The organism is Candidatus Competibacteraceae bacterium, from assembly GCA_016713505.1.
Taxonomy (GTDB): Bacteria; Pseudomonadota; Gammaproteobacteria; order Competibacterales; family Competibacteraceae; genus Competibacter_A.
In genome coordinates this window covers 433,497-449,801 of record JADJPA010000002.1, presented here as the reverse complement: position 1 = coordinate 449,801, position 16,305 = coordinate 433,497, and the positions used below count along the sequence as shown (strand labels likewise).

Annotated in this window: 14 protein-coding genes and 1 pseudogene; 8 read left to right on the top strand and 7 right to left on the bottom strand. The window is 61.6% G+C overall.

Going from position 1 to position 16,305, the window contains the following annotated elements:
* Window positions 1-91: 91 nt before the first annotated feature.
* Window positions 92-958, bottom strand: coding sequence for a pirin family protein (locus IPK09_17025; protein MBK7985300.1), 867 nt, complete (start codon window positions 956-958; stop codon window positions 92-94).
* A gap of 309 nt (window positions 959-1,267) precedes the next feature.
* Between IPK09_17025 and modA the strand changes: the two genes are divergently transcribed.
* The gene (gene modA, locus IPK09_17020) at window positions 1,268-2,086 is read left to right on the top strand and encodes a molybdate ABC transporter substrate-binding protein (GenBank protein MBK7985299.1); all 819 of its coding nucleotides are present in this window, start codon (window positions 1,268-1,270) and stop codon (window positions 2,084-2,086) included.
* Window positions 2,087-2,094: 8 nt separating this feature from the next.
* A complete protein-coding gene (locus tag IPK09_17015) occupies window positions 2,095-2,442 on the top strand; it encodes a TOBE domain-containing protein (protein MBK7985298.1) in 348 nt (115 codons plus the stop codon).
* 278 nt (window positions 2,443-2,720) lie between these two features.
* On the opposite strand, the pseudogene IPK09_17010 reads toward IPK09_17015, so the two are convergent.
* The 5 genes and pseudogenes from IPK09_17010 to IPK09_16990 all read right to left on the bottom strand — a co-directional run bounded on the left by IPK09_17010 (window position 2,721) and on the right by IPK09_16990 (window position 5,744).
* A pseudogene (locus tag IPK09_17010) lies at window positions 2,721-2,900 on the bottom strand (MoxR family ATPase).
* A gap of 255 nt (window positions 2,901-3,155) precedes the next feature.
* On the bottom strand, window positions 3,156-4,256 hold the full coding sequence (locus IPK09_17005) for an NAD(P)/FAD-dependent oxidoreductase (protein ID MBK7985297.1): 1,101 nt from the start codon (window positions 4,254-4,256) through the stop codon (window positions 3,156-3,158).
* Between the two features lie 73 nt (window positions 4,257-4,329).
* Window positions 4,330-4,911, bottom strand: coding sequence for a peroxidase-related enzyme (locus IPK09_17000; protein MBK7985296.1), 582 nt, complete (start codon window positions 4,909-4,911; stop codon window positions 4,330-4,332).
* Between the two features lie 72 nt (window positions 4,912-4,983).
* Window positions 4,984-5,199 (bottom strand): hypothetical protein, encoded by a 216-nt coding sequence (locus IPK09_16995; protein MBK7985295.1) that lies wholly within the window; start codon window positions 5,197-5,199, stop codon window positions 4,984-4,986.
* A 101-nt stretch (window positions 5,200-5,300) separates the two neighbouring features.
* The gene (locus IPK09_16990; GenBank protein ID MBK7985294.1) at window positions 5,301-5,744 is read right to left on the bottom strand and encodes a hypothetical protein; all 444 of its coding nucleotides are present in this window, start codon (window positions 5,742-5,744) and stop codon (window positions 5,301-5,303) included.
* A gap of 521 nt (window positions 5,745-6,265) precedes the next feature.
* Between IPK09_16990 and IPK09_16985 the strand changes: the two genes are divergently transcribed.
* The 3 genes from IPK09_16985 to IPK09_16975 all read left to right on the top strand — a co-directional run bounded on the left by IPK09_16985 (window position 6,266) and on the right by IPK09_16975 (window position 7,601).
* Complete coding sequence (locus IPK09_16985) at window positions 6,266-6,703, top strand: hypothetical protein (protein MBK7985293.1); 438 nt, start codon at window positions 6,266-6,268, stop codon at window positions 6,701-6,703.
* A gap of 53 nt (window positions 6,704-6,756) precedes the next feature.
* Window positions 6,757-7,272, top strand: coding sequence for a hypothetical protein (locus IPK09_16980; protein MBK7985292.1), 516 nt, complete (start codon window positions 6,757-6,759; stop codon window positions 7,270-7,272).
* A 71-nt stretch (window positions 7,273-7,343) separates the two neighbouring features.
* Window positions 7,344-7,601, top strand: coding sequence for a GlsB/YeaQ/YmgE family stress response membrane protein (locus IPK09_16975; protein MBK7985291.1), 258 nt, complete (start codon window positions 7,344-7,346; stop codon window positions 7,599-7,601).
* 169 nt (window positions 7,602-7,770) lie between these two features.
* Here the strand turns inward: IPK09_16975 and IPK09_16970 are convergent, their stop codons facing one another.
* Window positions 7,771-8,997: a pyridoxal phosphate-dependent aminotransferase gene (locus IPK09_16970; protein ID MBK7985290.1), complete on the bottom strand. Its 1,227-nt coding sequence runs from the start codon at window positions 8,995-8,997 to the stop codon at window positions 7,771-7,773.
* Window positions 8,998-9,323: 326 nt separating this feature from the next.
* Between IPK09_16970 and IPK09_16965 the strand changes: the two genes are divergently transcribed.
* From IPK09_16965 to IPK09_16955, 3 genes are all read left to right on the top strand, one after another.
* Window positions 9,324-10,349: an amino acid ABC transporter substrate-binding protein gene (locus IPK09_16965; protein MBK7985289.1), complete on the top strand. Its 1,026-nt coding sequence runs from the start codon at window positions 9,324-9,326 to the stop codon at window positions 10,347-10,349.
* 135 nt (window positions 10,350-10,484) lie between these two features.
* Complete coding sequence (locus IPK09_16960; GenBank protein ID MBK7985288.1) at window positions 10,485-11,825, top strand: dicarboxylate/amino acid:cation symporter; 1,341 nt, start codon at window positions 10,485-10,487, stop codon at window positions 11,823-11,825.
* A 230-nt stretch (window positions 11,826-12,055) separates the two neighbouring features.
* The gene (locus IPK09_16955) at window positions 12,056-16,207 is read left to right on the top strand and encodes a DEAD/DEAH box helicase (GenBank protein ID MBK7985287.1); all 4,152 of its coding nucleotides are present in this window, start codon (window positions 12,056-12,058) and stop codon (window positions 16,205-16,207) included.
* The last annotated feature ends 98 nt before the right edge of the window (window positions 16,208-16,305 follow it).

The window sequence follows — 16,305 nt, the reverse complement described above, 5'->3', positions numbered from 1 at the left end:
GCTTGCCCGCTGTGGAGGACTTCACAACCCGTAGAGCAAAGCGGGAGGAAAAAAGCCTTCTAGCGCTTTCCTCAGCGCCACGGCTCGTCGATCAGCGCCACGGCGCGGGAATGAACTCGGTTTCGCCCGGCACCGGCGCGAAACGGCCCTCCGCCCAATCGGCCTTGGCCTGCTCGATGCGCTCCCGGCTGCGCGCCACAAAATTCCAATAAATGAAGCGCTTGCCGTCTAGCGGCGCGCCCCCCAGCAGCATCAACCGAGACGGTGCGCGGGCGGTGAGGCGAACCGTCCGACCCGGCTCCAACACTGCAAGCCCGCTGTCCATCGGGCTGTCATCGACCATCAGCCGGCCTTCGCTCAAGTAAACTCCCCGTTCGGGATAATCCGGCGACAGCTCCAAGGTCGCGCCTTGCGCCAGTTCGACATCGGCCTGCCAAGTCGGCGAGTAGCTAACGACCGGCGATTCAAGGCCGAAGGCCGCGCCGATCAGCAGGCGCAGCGACACGCCCTCGGCCTGAAACACCGGCAAGGCGTCGGCCGGATAATGCTGGAAAGCCGGCTCCATCTCGTCGCGCTCGGCCGGCAGCGCCAGCCAGATTTGAATGCCCTGCACCGCGGTTTGCTCGGTGCGGACATCGGCCGGTACCCGCTCCGAATGGACGATGCCGCGCCCGGCCGCCATCAGGTTGACCGCGCCCGGTTCGATGCGTTGGACATAACCCAGGCTGTCGCGATGCAGCATCGCGCCGGAGTACAGATAGGTCACGGTGGCCAGGCCGATATGCGGGTGCGGGCGCACGTCGCCCGCCGTGCCCTGACGGGCGAAACGCATCGGTCCCATATGATCGAAAAACACGAAAGGGCCGACCGATTGGCTTTCGGCCGCCGGCAGCAAGCGCTGGACCGGAAACCCGACATCGCTGACCTTCGGTAAAATGAGATGTTTGATGGCGCTCATCGCTTTGTTCCTCGTGCTGGCCTGGCTCAACCTGGGTTTTCAGGAACCCTCACCCGCTAGCGGGCTAAGAGTTTCACTGGCCGTCATCACTTCATGACTGGCGTGGTCGGGGTGGCGCATCCGCCCCGCCAGCCTATGGATTACGCTCTCGAAATCACCATGATGCGAGTGGTTCGGAAAGCCGGCCAGGGAGTAGTATCTAATGATTGACCGCTTGCGGATCACCTTTAATCCGGTGGTAGCGGGAGAGGGGAATGCCGGGCGGCGGCAGATATTACTTTATAACGCTTTAGCACAGGGGAAAGCATGATGCGGGAGCGAAACGAAGCGGCGTGGCCGGCGCTGATCCAGCTAGATTCAGTGCGGAAACAGCTAGTTCGCGGGCTGCGAATCGGCTTGCTTTGGCTGGTGGCCGGGCTGACCGTTCCCGCTTGGGCGGCGGATCAGATCACCGTCCTCGCCGCCTCCAGCGTCACCAACGCCTTGCAAGACCTCGCCGCGCTGTACGAACAGGAGAAAGGCGTCAAGGTCATGACCTCTTTCGCCGCCAGTTCCGCACTGGCCAAGCAAATCGAACTGGGCGCGCCGGCGGACGTGTTCGTGTCCGCCGATTCGAAATGGATGGATTACTTGGATGGCAAGAACAAGATTATCAAGTCCAGCCGCCGCAACCTGCTCGGCAACCGGATCGTGCTGATCGCTCCCAAGGGCAAGGCGTTTCCGGTGAAGCTGGAAAAAGGCTTCGATTTGCCCGGTGCGTTTCAAGGCCGCTGGTGCTCTTGTGATGCATCGGTGCCCATCGGCCAATACAGCCAACAAGCCCTGACGGCGCTCGGCTGGTGGACGGCGCTGGAACCGCGTCTGGCCGCCGCGGCGGATGTGCGCTCGGCGCTGGCCTTCGTGGAGCGCGGCGAATGCGCCGCCGGCATCGTTTACGAAACCGACGCCAAGCTGTCCGATAAGGTGGAAGTGCTCGGCGTCTTTCCCGCCGACACGCATTCGCCGGTGCTCTATCCGGCCGCGCTGGCGCAAGGAAGCAAGCCGGCGGCAACAGAGTTTCTGGATTTCCTGCGCGCGCCAGCGGCGGCGAACGTATTCCGCCGGTACGGCTTTACCGTGCTCGATTGACCCGACGTGTGGGCGTCGCTGCAACCCACGCCCGAAGAACTGACCGCGGACCAGCACGAGTTACACCTGCCGCTGTCGGCGCTACCGCCGGGGCCGAAACCTGGATCGCGCTGCGCGCCGCCGATGTCGCCCTAGCCCGCCGTCCCATCGCCGATATCACCATCCAGAATCAGGTCTCGGGCCGCATCCTCGGCTTGCGGCGGATCGCCGACCGGATGCTGGCGGAAGTGGATGTCGGCGCGCCGATTCTGGCCGAGGTCACCGTCAAGGCGGTCCGCGATTTGGATTTGAACGCGGGCGATACAATCTATTGCCTGTTCAAGGCGCGCGCTTGGCAGTATCTGGAAGCGCGCTGATTTTTTCCGATAGCCCGCGCGAGCGGTTCGATATCGCATTCTGCCGGGCCGGAAACTCGGCCGGCTCCTCAGCGCACCCAAAACACCTCCCGCGCCTGCGCGTAACTGGCAATCGCGCCTATCGCCTTGCCGAGCAATTTCGGCTCCATCGAACCGGAGGTATCGAGCACCACGCCAAACACCCGCGCCTGGCGCTCCTCCTCCGGCGGCTTCAAAATCGACGGCCGGGGAATCTCCCGGTTACTGCTCTGCCGCCGCGACGGTCGCGCATAACTGTCCGGCGCGAGTCGGCTGCCCAGCAGCGACACGCATTCCAACCCCACCGCCGCCGCGAAACGGTTCACCAAGGCCGTCTTGCCGATACCCGGCGCACCCCACAGAAAGACCGGCCGCACCACCGCGACGTGGAGCAGAAAATCGAAGGATTGCGCGAGCGTGAGTTCGATGGCGGAGTTCAAGAGAAGCGCTGGGGTTGGAACGTAAAGACCCGATTTTCACTGCCTGAAAATCGGCGTGACCGTACCATTGGCAACTGGTTATTTTTTGCTCAATTTGCGCTCCGGTTATCAACCTCGCGTTTTTGCTAGCCATGCCGCTCCAAGCTTGCCGCCACCCGGCGAGTTATCCACAGTTTTTGTGGATAACTCGCCAGACCCCTGCCCGGATGGTCTCATGGTCCGAATCCAGCGCAAATTGAGGGCTGGCGGCCCGAGCTAACCAATGAATTCCACGACTTGCCGCGCGATGGCCAAGGATGCCGTCAAACCCGGCGATTCGATCCCGAACAAATGGACCAATCCCGCCACGCCGTGCTCGGCCGACCCTTGCAGGATGAAATCGCCGGCCGCTTCGGTCGGGCCGGTCACCTTGGGCCGGATGCCGGTATAGCCCGGCTGTAACGACCCATCCGGCAATTCCGGGTAATAGCGGCGGATCGCCCGGTAAAACTTCGCTTCCAAGCCGGGCTCGAACTCGTAGTTTAGCGCCGCCGGCCAACCGCTCACATCCGGCCCGAACTTGCACTGACCGCCCAAGTCGAGCGTGACGTGAATGCCCAAGCCGGCATGATCCGGCATGGGATACACCAAATGCCGGAACGGCGCGCGTCCGCTCAGGGTGAAATAGTGGCCCTTGGCATAAAAGGTAGGCGGTACTTGTTCCGTCGGAAATCCAGCCAAAGACCGCGCCAGCTCCTGCGCCCGCAAGCCGGCCGCATTCACCAACCGACGGCAGCGCAGCTCGAACGGTTGCTCGCCCCCGGTGCGCAGCACGACGCCATCACGCTTGATCCGGCCCGCCACCACCGGCGCATGAGTGACCAGCGTCGCGCCCGCCCGTTCGGCGTCGCCCAACAGCGCCAGCATCAAGCCGTGGCTGTCGAGGATGCCGGTCGATTCCGAATACAGGCCGGCGACCGCCCGCACCGCCGGCTCCAGTCGCCGGATATCGGCGGCGGCAAGCGGCTGAAGCGGCACGCCGTTCGCGGCCGCCCGTTCGGCGTAACTCGCCAGCGCCGGCAATTCCGCCTCAGCGCAAGCCACCAGCAACTTACCGATTCGCCGGTGGGCGATGCCGCGTTCGGCGCAGTAGCGATAAAGCCGCTCCTTGCCTTGCACGCACAGCCGGGCCTTGAGCGAGCCCGGCGGGTAATAGAGGCCGGCGTGGATGACTTCGGAGTTATGGGCTGAGCTTTGGGTGCCGAAACGCTCCAGCGCCTCCAGGATCAGCACTTCATGACCGGCCAGCGCCAGCTCGCGGGCGACCGCCAGACCGATCACGCCAGCGCCGACCACCACGCATTCCACGGTTTCCATGCGGCGCGCTCCCAATCGACAACGTGGCAACCGCTCGCGGCCGACGGCGAACGGGCAAAAGCGCCGGCTCGCTTTACTTTGGCTTGGACACCCGGCCGAGCAGATAAAACTCGTCGTTAGGGCGCAGGCTCGTCATGTTCGCCAGCCGGTTGGACATGGCGAAAAACGCCGAAACCGCGCCGATATCCCAAATGTCGGCATCCGTGAAGCCGTGGCCGCGCAAGGTCTCGTAATCGGCGTCGTTGACCGCGTAGGCTTCCCGCGAGACTTTCAAGGCAAAATCCAGCATGGCCGTTTGGCGCGGCGTCAGGTCGGCTTTGCGGTAGTTGATCGCCACCTGATCGGCGATCAGGGGGTTCTTGGCGCGCACCCGCAAGATGGCGCCGTGCGCGATCACGCAATACTGGCATTGGTTGGCGTTCGATGTCGCCACCACGATCATTTCCCGCTCCGCCTTGCTCAAGCCGCTCTCTTTCTCCATGAGGGCGTCGTGATAGGCGACAAAGGCGCGAAACTCCTCGGGCCGGTGCGCCAGCCCCAGAAAAATGTTGGGGATGAAGCCGGTTTTTTCCCGCACCGCCAGAATGCGGTCGCGCACGTCTTCGGGCAGCGCGTCGAGCGACGGGATCGGGTAGCGGCTGATGGGGCGGCTCATGCGGTTCTCCTGGCTGGCTGGAAGGACCGCGCTAGCGTAGTGCAACACGCCCCACAGAGAAAGCGGTTCGACTCAGGACGGGGCCGGCTCGACCCGCGCACCTTCCAGTTCGGGCGACCAGTCGCTATCCAGCAAAGCGCCCAACATCTCCTCGGGCGTATGGCACGCGCCCAACGCGGTCGTCGCGCCATCCAGGCGGCGAAGCTGATAATCGCCAGGACCGCGCCAATCCGCTTCCACGGTCACCTTGCGTTCCTCGTCGGCATGAAAATTAACGGAAAAGCCCATGATGCCACCCCTCGATACGCTGGAAATGTAGTGTGCTGGAATATCTTGGCCAGTAGTTAGACCCGCGAAACTCAATACGGGATTCGATGCGACCAAACCGGTCAATGCCACCGGTCGAGAGGGTCGCGCCACGCCGGCTGGCCCCGGCTGAACGCCAGGATCGGAAAGCCGGTGTGAATATGAATTTTGTAGTTCTGTTCGCCTTCCCAGATGCTTTCGACCAGCAGCAGCACCCCGTCGATGGTGATGGTGCGCTTGCTCTGTGGATGAGGGACGAAACGCGCCCGAAAAGGCTGGACGCGCGCCTCGATCGTGACGCGAGCGCCTACAAACACGCCATAGCCATCCAAATATCCGAGCGCGGCTTGTCCCTCTGGCGCATTCAGCGCTTCGGTCACCACGCGAACGGCGGTCGGCGTATCGCAAAAAGCCGTCATCGGCTTCACCACGCCCCCGTTCCTGGTCTTATCGTAGGCGGCTTGCCCGCGTTCCAGCAGCGCATCGCCCGTGATCAGCACATGCTTTTCGCCTGTGTGACCGGGCATTCCGGTGACGCTTATTCTGGATTCGCTCGCACGGAGAATACTTCTTACTTCGCTTTCGGTGTACGCGCGCCGTCGATTCATGATGCCATGGCCTTCGGAAGCAAAAACTATTCGAGGGATTGTTAACAGTTTTCGTGCCAATAGGCTTCAGTTGCCGAGCTCTGCCAACAAGTGGTTGAGCAACCGGCAAAAGTATTTAAATCAAAGGTTGGATCGACCACTCGCGACGCTTTGGCGACAAGCGGGTGGACGCTCGCCCGGTCAAAACGGCCGGTTCAAATCGGTCGGATCGAACCGGGCGGGGAACAGCGCCCCGCAAAGGCGCAAACCTTTCGTCCCGACGCTTCGGACCGCCGGGCTTATCTCGGTCGCCGGGGAACTATTGAAACAAATCGCGTATCTAGCATAATCAGAATAACCAAAGAGGATTACGACCGAAGCTTTTCAGACCCAAAACCACCCGTTCCCAATCCTAAAAAATCCTGTTTCCGGTAGCCGCTGTTACCTGGCAAAGGTCGATTATGAACTATAAACCATTCTTGATTGCAGGACTGCCCATGCTGCTGGCAGGCTGCGGTGACGAACCACCTCCCCCCAAGGCGCCACCGGCCCGACCTCCCGTCGTGCAAGCGCCGGCCGCCCCTGCTCCCCAACTTCGAGCGCCGGGCAGACAAGAACAATTCTTGGCGCGAATCAAACAGTCGGCGGCGGGCAACAACGTCATCCGCGACGCGCGGATGAACGGCGATAACGAACTCGGCGTCGTGTTCGATACTCAGGTCAAACTCGATCAAGTGCGGCCGCTGATGACGACCCTGCTGCGAGAGATGCGGGACGAATTTCCGGGTCGGCCCTTGACGGTGATCAGCTATGCCCCGAACGGCCAGCCGATGGCGACCATGCGTTATGACCCGTCGGCTCCGGCCGACGCCAACGTGACCTACAAACCTAATTTTTGATTTTTACCGTTGACCCTTCACAGTATCTAACTCATTTCAAAGAGGATTGAACCATGGCCATAGATAACAAAACCGAAAAGTTTGGTTTGGATGACGATGCCAACGTCGAGGACTTCATGAGCCGGTTTTCGAATCCCGACACCCACGTGTCGCCTTCGGAAGCCTCGCAACGGTTCCAGCAGCTCAATCAGGCCGGCCATCCCGAATTAGACCAAGCCGTTAAATCTTATATTTCGCAAGCCGATCCTGATACCTTCACTCGGGCCGCGCAAAACCTCAATCCGGAAGAGCGCACAGGTCTGGCGGCGGGGCTGAAGAACGCGCTGCAAAGCGCCGGAATCGATATCGGTGGCATCGCGCGTTCGCTGGGGTTATCTTCTGACGATCCTCGAACCATGCAGCCCGACGATCTGGGGCGACTGGCGGGGTACGCGCAACAAAATGCGCCCAAAGCGCTGCAACAGACGGCTCAAGAGCAACCGTTTTTCCTCAAGGCGCTGGGCAACCCCCTGGTTCAGGGCGCTTTGGCCATTATGGCGGCGCGCTATTTGTCCAAGCGAAATCGTTAAGGTTTCGCCGCTTGAAGGATTTAGTGTCGTATCCGACAAGCCTTTTTTAAATCTTGGGAGGAGCGTGATTTATGGGTATTCTGTCGTGGTTGATTTTTGGTTTGATCGCTGGCGCCCTCGCTAAATTCATCATGCCTGGCAGCGATCCAGGTGGGCTGATCGTTACCGCGCTGATCGGCGTCGCCGGCGCCGTGGTGGGTGGTTTTATCGGCACCCTGCTCGGCTTTGGCGATGTGACGGGCTTTGACATACGCAGTCTTTTGCTGGCCATTATCGGGGCTCTCGTCCTGCTGTTCCTTTATCGGAAGATGAGAAGCCCCAGCGCGTGACCCGCCCGGAGCGCTGACGGCCAGCGCCGCGAGGCTCGGTCAGGGCGAATTCGGTTGCACCGCCAACATAGGCCCGCATCGATGGCGTTGGCTTTCGGGCCGAGGGCGCGGTGCGAGAGGCTCCAAACGGTCTCTCGCACCGGCCCTCATCAGGATTGAAAACCAGCCGTCACAGGTTATGCCGCTTGCGATAGCGTTCCAGAAAACGGCCGAAGCGGCCGATGGCGTCGGTCAGATCGTCTTCGTGAGGCAGGAACACCACGCGCAAATGATCCGGCAGCGGCCAGTTGAAGCCGCTGCCTTGCACCAGCAACACCTTTTCCTCCAGCAATAATTCCAGCACGAACTGCTGGTCGTCGGCGATGGGATACAGTTTGGGATCGAGGCGCGGGAACAGATACAGCGCCGCTTGCGGCTTGACGCAACTGACACCGGGGATTTCCGTGAGCAACTGGAACGCCAAATCTCGCTGCTTGCCCAAGCGCCCGGTAGGCAACACCAGATCATCGATGCTTTGATGGCCGCCGAGCGCGGTTTGGATCGCATGTTGCGCCGGCACGTTGGCGCACAGCCGCATCGACGCCAAAATGGTGAGCCCCTCGATATAATCCTGAGCGTGACTTTTTTCGCCCGACACCACCACCCAACCGGCGCGATAGCCGCAGGCCCGATAGTTCTTTGACAGGCCGTTAAAGGTCAAGCAGAGCACATCGTCGGCCAACGAGGCGATCGAGGTATGTTCGGCGCCGTCGTAGAGCACTTTGTCATAAATCTCGTCAGCGTAGACGATGAGCTGGTGCTGGCGGGCGATCTCCAGAATTTCCCGCAGCAGCTCGACCGAATACAGCGCGCCGGTCGGATTGTTCGGATTGATGATCACGATGGCGCGGGTGGACGGCGTGATCTTGCCGCGGATGTCGTCCAAATCCGGCGTCCAGCTCGATTGCTCGTCGCATAGATAGTGGCGCGGGGTGCCGCCCGACAGGCTGACCGCCGCCGTCCACAGCGGGTAGTCCGGGGCCGGAATCAGCACCTCGTCACCGTTGTTAAGCAACGCCTGCAAGGTCATCACGATAAGCTCGGACACCCCGTTGCCGATATAAATATCCTCGACTTGCACTCCAGGAATGGTTTTCTGCTGCGTGTAATGCATGACCGCCTTGCGCGCGGCGAACAGGCCCTTCGAGTCGCAATATCCCGAAGCGTCCGGCAGGTTGTGGATGACATCCTGCACGAGCTCGTCAGGGGCCAAAAAGCCGAACGGCGCGGGGTTGCCGATATTGAGTTTGGTGATCCGCTGCCCTTCATCTTCCATCTGCTTGGCGCGCGCCAGCACGGGTCCGCGAATGTCGTAGCAGACGTTGGCGAGCTTGGCGGACTTCAATATGGGTTGCATCTTGAATTTATCCTGCAAAGTGGTCGTTTGATCCTGGGAAAGACGATGCAGTGCGTGAATCGCACTGACAGGCCCATGATAACCGGAGTCGGAAAACATCGATATCTTGGCTGACGCGGCCTTTTCCAAGGCCAACCAGCGCCAGCAGCGCGGTTGAAACCCTAGATTCTCGTCACGATTAGGCTAGTGTTTTTAGACATCGGCGCGAATTTCATTGCTGTGACTCCATCAAGCTAGCGTTGAAGCGATGTCGGACATGAACCAACCGATCTTTGTGACATCCAGCACCTTTTTGCAGTGAACCCCACGCCTAGCGAGGAAACTTTATGGGTAACTGGAGCTGGTTACTTTTCGAACGCGCCCGTAACGCTTGTCTGGCGCTTTTCAAGATTGTCCCGGCCCACCTAGACCGGCCTCTGTCCGTTCGCTCGTCTGGCGCCGCACGGCGGTTTCAATGGGCGGTCTTTCTCGCGGGTGCGCTCACGGTTGCCGGCACGGAGGCGCAGCAAAAGGAATTTCCCGTCGTTCATCCTTTCTCCGGGACGTTGCAGAAAATCTATGATTCCGGGGTGATTCGCGTCGGCCATCGCGAGAACTCGCCGCCTTTCGCCTTTCTGGACGCCAAGCGGCATCCCATCGGCTACTCGCTCGATCTCTGTGAAGTAGTGGTTGAAGAAATCGCCCGCCATCTGCACAAGGAAGACCTTAAAACCGACTACGTGCCGGTGACGCCGGAAAACCGCTTCGAGTTGGTCAAAAGCGGCGCGGTCGACATCGAATGCGGTTCCACCACCGCCAGCGCGGAGCGGCGCGCCACCTTCGGTTTTTCCCCGACCCTGTTCGTGACCGGCGCTAAATTATTGGTCAAGCGCGGCAGCGGCATCGTGTCGCTGCGCGGGCTGCAAGGCAAGACGGCGGTGCTCACCAAAGGCACGATTCACGCCGAAACCATTCCGAAAATCGCCCAGCAACAAAATCTCGCCATCCAGTTCGTCTTTGCCGACGACCACAACCAATCGTTCGAGACGCTGGCGGCGGGCAAAGCCGACGCCTTCATCAACGACGAGGTGCAACTGCACGGCATGATGGCGGCGCGCGATGTCGAAACCGACTATCGCGTGGTGGGTGACTTTCTCACGTATGCCGACTACGCGCTGATGTTCCGTCGCGACGATAGCGAGTTTGCCGAGGTGATCCGGCACGCCTTCGAACGGCTGGCCGGCAGCCGGGAGATCAGGGCGATCTACCGCCGCTGGTTCCAGCGTCCGCTGCCTTCGGGCGTCAGCCTGAATCTGCCGATGAGCCCGCACCTTGAGCACGTGTTCCAACTTCAAGGCTTGGCGGCTGACTGAATCTGGCGCGCGGTTGCGCCAACCGACCAGAGCAGACGCCTGACCCGGCGTTGAGAGGCGCTTGAGGGCTCCCTGATCCAAGACCGCCCGAACGGCCAGAACACAACAAAAGCAACAGCACCAGAGGAAACCACCGTGGACGAACCCGTCAAGAAACAACCGTTCTACAAGTCGCTGTACCTCCAGGTCATCACGGCCATCGTGATCGGCGTCTTGCTCGGTCACTTCTTTCCCGAGACCGGCACGGCCATGAAGCCGTTCGGCGATGCGTTCATCAAACTGATCAAAATGATCATCGCCCCCGTCATTTTCTGCACGGTGGTGGTCGGCATCGCGGGCATGGAGGACATGAAAAAAGTCGGCAAGACCGGCGGTTATGCGCTGCTGTACTTCGAGGTGGTGAGCACGGTCGCCTTGATCGTCGGCTTGACCCTGGTCAACCTGCTGAACCCCGGCGGCGGCATGAACATCGATCCCGCCACGCTGGACACCAAGAGCGTGTCGCAATACACCGGGCCGGGCAAGATGCAAGGCACCACCGACTTCTTGCTGAACATCATTCCCACCACCTTCACCGACGCCTTCGCCAAGGGTGAAATGCTGCAAGTATTGCTGATTGCGGTGCTGTTCGGCTTTGCCCTGCACAAGTTCGGCGGGCGCGGCACGCTGGTGTTCGACATGATCGAGAAGTTCTCGCACGTGCTGTTCGTCATCGTCGGCTTCATCATGAAAGTCGCCCCCATCGGCGCCTTCGGCGCCATGTCGTTCACCATCGGTAAATATGGCCTGGGTTCCTTGACCTCATTGGCCAAACTGATGGGCACTTTCTATTTGACCTGTCTGCTGTTCATCTTCGTGGTGCTAGGCAGCATCGCGCGCTTTCACGGGTTTTCGATCTGGAAATTCATCAAATACATCAAGGAAGAACTGCTTATCGTACTCGGCACTTCGTCCTCCGAAGCGGTGCTGCCGCGCATGATGGCCAAGATGGAAAATCTGGGCGTGCGCAAATCGACCGTCGGCTTGGTGATCCCGACCGGCTACTCCTTCAATCTCGACGGCACCTCGATCTATCTGACCATGGCGGCGGTGTTTATCGCCCAGGCCACCAACACCCCGTTGACGCTGATCCAGGAGATCTCGTTGCTGGCCGTCCTGCTGTTGACCTCGAAAGGCGCGGCCGGGGTCACCGGCAGCGGTTTCATCGTGCTGGCCGCCACCTTGGCGGCGGTCGGCAACGTACCGGTGGCGGGGTTGGCGCTCATTCTGGGCATCGACCGCTTTATGTCGGAAGCCCGCGCCCTGACCAACCTGATCGGCAACGGCGTCGCCACCGTGGTGGTCGGCAAGTGGACCCACGATCTGGATACCCACCGCATGAACGCCGTTCTCAATAACGAGGCCGTCGCACTCGCCGAAGAGCCCGAGCAGGTGCTCGATGCGATCGACCAACGGCCCGCGCCCGCGAAAAGCTGAGGGCGCCCAAAAACACCGAGATACCGCCGAACCCAGCGCGCGCCCAAACTCAGTAACTCCGCCGCAAGCGGCGGGGCTGCTGAGCTGGAGCAAAAGCCCCACCCCCCGTCATTCCGGCACTTTGCTCGCCTCGCGACCTTCTTCCGCGCGCCGGGATAGCGCCGATACATTTTATTCGCTGTTAAATGATGATATAAAATCAGCGGATGTCAGAGAGGAAGCCCGCGTCGATGCCTGTTACCGACGATCACCTACTACGCCGCCAGCTCATTGAGGCTTACGAAGCGCTAACACCGTTGGAACAAGCCGTCCTGCAACTGCTGTCCGTGGTTTATGACGGGGCGGCCAAAAACTCGCTCTTGAATTGCGTGCGCCGCTGCGCTCTGCCGGCGTTCGCGGCCAAGGGCTTTCCGGTACCCGGTTTATCGTCCCTGCTCAACAAATTGGTCGATGCAAAGCTGGTGCTCAAATCGAACAATCAGTTACGTTGCCATCCCCTGCTGGTGGAAGAAGCGACGCGGCGGGCGGCTCGGGAAGGCCATTTCGAGGTCTTGGCGGCCGCCGTGCAAGACACCTTTCGCACGCCCGGCTGGGGCGGCGATTACCCCTATTTCTATACCTACCGGCAAGCGCTGCGCGAATTGCGCATCGCTTTCCACCGGCGCGACACCCAGCAGGCGCGGTGCCTTCTGGAAACCTGCGCCAAACAGTTTCCGAACGATTGTTACCACTATCCGCCGTGGTTGCTCATTTTCAACAATCCTTTCACCGCCGAAGGTTTGCGGGAGTTACCCGACGAGTTGCTGGGCGAAGCGCTGGCCGCCATCTTCACGGCGGGCGTGCGCGATTTCGAGCCGGCCACGGCGGCGCTGGCCCTGGCGGAAGCGCTGTTGGCCGAGAACCGTTGCCCCGACATCCTGCGCTACCATCTGGCCGAACACTGGCTGCTATGCGGAGAACCGGCGCGGGCGCGGCGCTATCTCAGCCCGGCCGACACCGATCATGGCGAAGCGCTGCGCGGTTGGCTGGCCTTCTTGGAAGGGGCCGACGAGGAGGCCATCCAGCACTACGAGGCCGCTCTGAAACTGCTGCGGCAGCGGACCCGCAAGCGCAAGATTTTCTTCGACCATCTGGCCGGGGTTTTTTTCATCCTGGCGCTGCTGGCCAGCGGCACCCCCGCCCGCTTGCGTCAGGCGGCGGACGCGATGGCGCCCGCGTTCGACAGAAACGCCCGCTACCCGTTCCTCCCGCTCTATCAAAGCCTGCGCGAGGTGGTCGAAATCCAGCAAGGCTTGCGTAAAGAACCTACACCCCTGGCCGGATCCGCGCCGCGACCGGTCGCCGACCGGTTTTTTCAACTGCTGGCGCTGTTCTGGGTAAACGCCGCCGAACTCCAAACCCTGCGCGAACCGGTGGAACTGCTGGCGCGGTTTGCCCGCAACAGCGCTTACCGCTGGTTCGAAAACGAACTGACCGATTTAGTCCAACAGGTGCAGCGCCAAAGAAGCAGCCAACCGGCTTCACTGCAACATCAAGCCGAAGGCAGCGGGCGTGCTCTGGTTCGGTTGTTCCGGCGCAAGGAATCCTGGGAACATGCCCTGAACGCCCTGCTGGACGTGAGCGCCGCACGGGAGCCGCCGCCGGCGGCAACCCAGACGCGCCTGGCGTGGGCGCTGCGCTGGCATGACAGCGGCCACTGTCTGGCGACCCCTCGCGAGCAGAAGCGCGATGCGCGCGGGCTGTGGACGCGCGGCCGGCCCATCGCCTTGAAACGGCTCTACTCCCGTTCGGAGCGCTTGGAGTTTCTCACCCCCCAGGATCTGAAAATCTGCGCCGCCATCCGTCAGAGCTATTCCGGCTACTACGGCGGCGCCAACTACGAGATCGACCTGCAAAAAGCGCTGCCGCTGCTGGTAGGCCACCCGCTCCTGTTTTGGGAAGACGCCCCCGAGGTACGCGTGGAGCTGGTCCGCGGCGAACCGGAGCTGCTGGTGGTCCCCGACGGTTCGCGCTGGCGGCTGGAGCTGTCTCCCAAAGCGTTGCCGGGCGACTCCCTGAAGGTGGTCAAGGAAACCAACACCCGGCTCAAGGTAATTGCGTTCAATGACACCCACCAGCGGATTCTGACGATCCTGGGCGAGGGTTTGCTGGTGCCGGCGGCGGCCGAGCCGCGGGTGCTGGAAACCGTGGCCGCCCTGTCTGGCGTGGTCACCGTGCAGTCCAGCGTCGGCGCGGGAGTGGACAGCTTGGAGGAAATCGCCGCCGACTCTCAGATTCATCTGCATTTGTTGCCCTTCGGCAGCGGGCTAAAAATCGAGCCGCTGGTAAAACCGTTCGCAACCGGCGGCCCTTACTACCGGCCCGGCGTCGGCGGCGAGCGGGTGATCGCCGAAATCGAGGGCCGCCGCCGGCAAGCCCGCCGCGATCTGAAACTGGAACGGCAACGGGTCGCCCAGCTCGTCACGGCGGTGCCGACCCTAGCCCGCCAACCGCCCGTCAGCGGCGAATGGTGGCTGGCCGATCCAGAAAGCTGCCTGGAAGCGCTGCTGGAATTGCAGGCGCTGGGCGATCAGGTGGTGCTGGAGTGGCCGGAAGGCGAACGCTTCAAGGTGAACCATCAAATCTCGCTCCAGCAACTGCGCCTGAACATCAAACAGCAGCGTGACTGGTTCGATTTCAGCGGCGAACTGCGGCTGGAAGATGACTCGGTGATGGATTTGCGCCGGCTGCTGGAGTTGCTCGAACAAACGCCCGGCCGGTTCGTGCCGCTGGGCGAAGGTCGATTCCTGGCCCTGACCCGCGAATTCCGGCAGCGGCTGGAAGAGCTGAGCGGCCTGGGCGAACTGACCGCCAAGGGCGTGCGCGTGCATCCGCTGGCCGCGCCGGCGCTGGAAACCTTCGCGGCGGAGGCCGGTTCCGCACGCGGGGATGCGGGCTGGAAAGCGCATCTGGCGCGGCTGCGCGCAACCGAGGCGTTGCGCGCCGTGACGCCTTCCACCTTGCAGGCGGAACTGCGGGATTACCAAGAGCAAGGCTTTCAGTGGCTGGCGCGCCTGGCGCACTGGGGGGTGGGCGCTTGTCTGGCCGACGATATGGGCCTGGGCAAGACGGTGCAGGCGCTGGCCCTGCTGCTGACCCGAACGCAGGACGGCCCGACGCTGGTGGTGGCGCCGACTTCGGTGTGCTTGAACTGGTTGGACGAAATCCGCCGTTTCGCGCCCACCTTGCACGCCGGCGTTTTCGGCGGCGGCGACCGCGAGCAAACCTTGGCCCGCCTGGGCGCTTTCGATGTGTTGGTGTGCAGCTACGGCCTGCTGCAACAGGAAGCGGAGCGCCTGGCGCAAATCCAGTGGCGAACTCTGGTGCTCGATGAGGCCCAGGCCATCAAAAATCCGGCCACCAAGCGCTCTCAAGCGGCTTTGGCCCTGCGCGGCGACTTCAAGATGATCCTCACCGGCACCCCGATCGAAAACCATCTGGGCGAGTTGTGGAATCTGTTTCGCTTCATCAATCCGAACCTGCTGGGCTCCCTGGAACGTTTCAACCAACGCTTCGCGACGCCCATCGAGCGGGATCAGGACGCGCACGCTCGCCACCGGCTAAAAAAACTGATTCAGCCTTTCATCCTGCGCCGGCTGAAATCCGAGGTGTTGGAAGCATTGCCATCGCGCACCGAGATAGTGCGCCGGGTGGAACTGGGCGCCGCGGAAATGACCTTGTACGAAGCGCTGCGCCAGCAAGTACTGGCCAAACTGGCCAAGCTGGACCAAACGGAAGGCCAGAAACCGCTGCAAATTCTCGCCGAAATCATGAAGCTGCGCCGGGCCTGTTGCCACCCTAGCCTGGTGCTGCCAGATATTGATTTGAGCGGCGCCAAACTGGCCGCGTTCGAAGAGATTCTGGATGAACTGCTGGAGAACCGCCACAAGGCTTTGGTCTTCAGCCAGTTCGTCGATCACCTCGCCCTGCTCCGCGCCGCATTGGAGCGGAAAGGGGTGGCTTATCAATATCTGGACGGGAGCACGCCGGGGCCGGAGCGCAAGCAGAGGGTGGACGCTTTTCAGGCCGGACACGGCGATGTGTTTCTGATCAGCCTAAGAGCGGGCGGTTTGGGCTTGAACCTCACCGCCGCCGATTACGTGATCCACATGGACCCGTGGTGGAACCCGGCGGTGGAAGATCAGGCGACGGATCGCGCTCATCGGATCGGCCAGCAACGACCGGTGACGATCTATCGGCTGGTGGCCCAAGGGACCATCGAAGAGAAGATCGTCGCCTTGCATCACCAAAAACGGGATCTGGCGGAACGTTTGCTGGAAGGAACCGGCGTCAGCGGCAAGATTTCAGCGGAGGAATGGCTGGAATTATTGCAACAGGGCTAAGTTCAAGCCGCGGGGCCGCGCGACTCCGTTCGGAAAAATTGGCGCGACTTGAGTCAAATGAGGCACGTTCCGCGCTGGATCATCTCTAAATAGCGACA

Excerpts from the sequence above, each read along its gene's own strand:
- IPK09_17025 (MBK7985300.1), bottom strand. The coding sequence starts at position 958 with ATGAGCGCCATCAAACATCTCATTTTACCGAAGGTCAGCGATGTCGGG.
- modA (MBK7985299.1), top strand. The coding sequence starts at position 1,268 with ATGCGGGAGCGAAACGAAGCGGCGTGGCCGGCGCTGATCCAGCTAGAT.
- IPK09_17005 (MBK7985297.1), bottom strand. The coding sequence starts at position 4,256 with ATGGAAACCGTGGAATGCGTGGTGGTCGGCGCTGGCGTGATCGGTCTG.
- IPK09_17000 (MBK7985296.1), bottom strand. The coding sequence starts at position 4,911 with ATGAGCCGCCCCATCAGCCGCTACCCGATCCCGTCGCTCGACGCGCTG.
- IPK09_16995 (MBK7985295.1), bottom strand. The coding sequence starts at position 5,199 with ATGGGCTTTTCCGTTAATTTTCATGCCGACGAGGAACGCAAGGTGACC.
- IPK09_16990 (MBK7985294.1), bottom strand. The coding sequence starts at position 5,744 with ATGCCCGGTCACACAGGCGAAAAGCATGTGCTGATCACGGGCGATGCG.
- IPK09_16985 (MBK7985293.1), top strand. The coding sequence starts at position 6,266 with ATGAACTATAAACCATTCTTGATTGCAGGACTGCCCATGCTGCTGGCA.
- IPK09_16980 (MBK7985292.1), top strand. The coding sequence starts at position 6,757 with ATGGCCATAGATAACAAAACCGAAAAGTTTGGTTTGGATGACGATGCC.
- IPK09_16975 (MBK7985291.1), top strand. The coding sequence starts at position 7,344 with ATGGGTATTCTGTCGTGGTTGATTTTTGGTTTGATCGCTGGCGCCCTC.
- IPK09_16970 (MBK7985290.1), bottom strand. The coding sequence starts at position 8,997 with ATGCAACCCATATTGAAGTCCGCCAAGCTCGCCAACGTCTGCTACGAC.
- IPK09_16965 (MBK7985289.1), top strand. The coding sequence starts at position 9,324 with ATGGGTAACTGGAGCTGGTTACTTTTCGAACGCGCCCGTAACGCTTGT.
- IPK09_16955 (MBK7985287.1), top strand. The coding sequence starts at position 12,056 with ATGCCTGTTACCGACGATCACCTACTACGCCGCCAGCTCATTGAGGCT.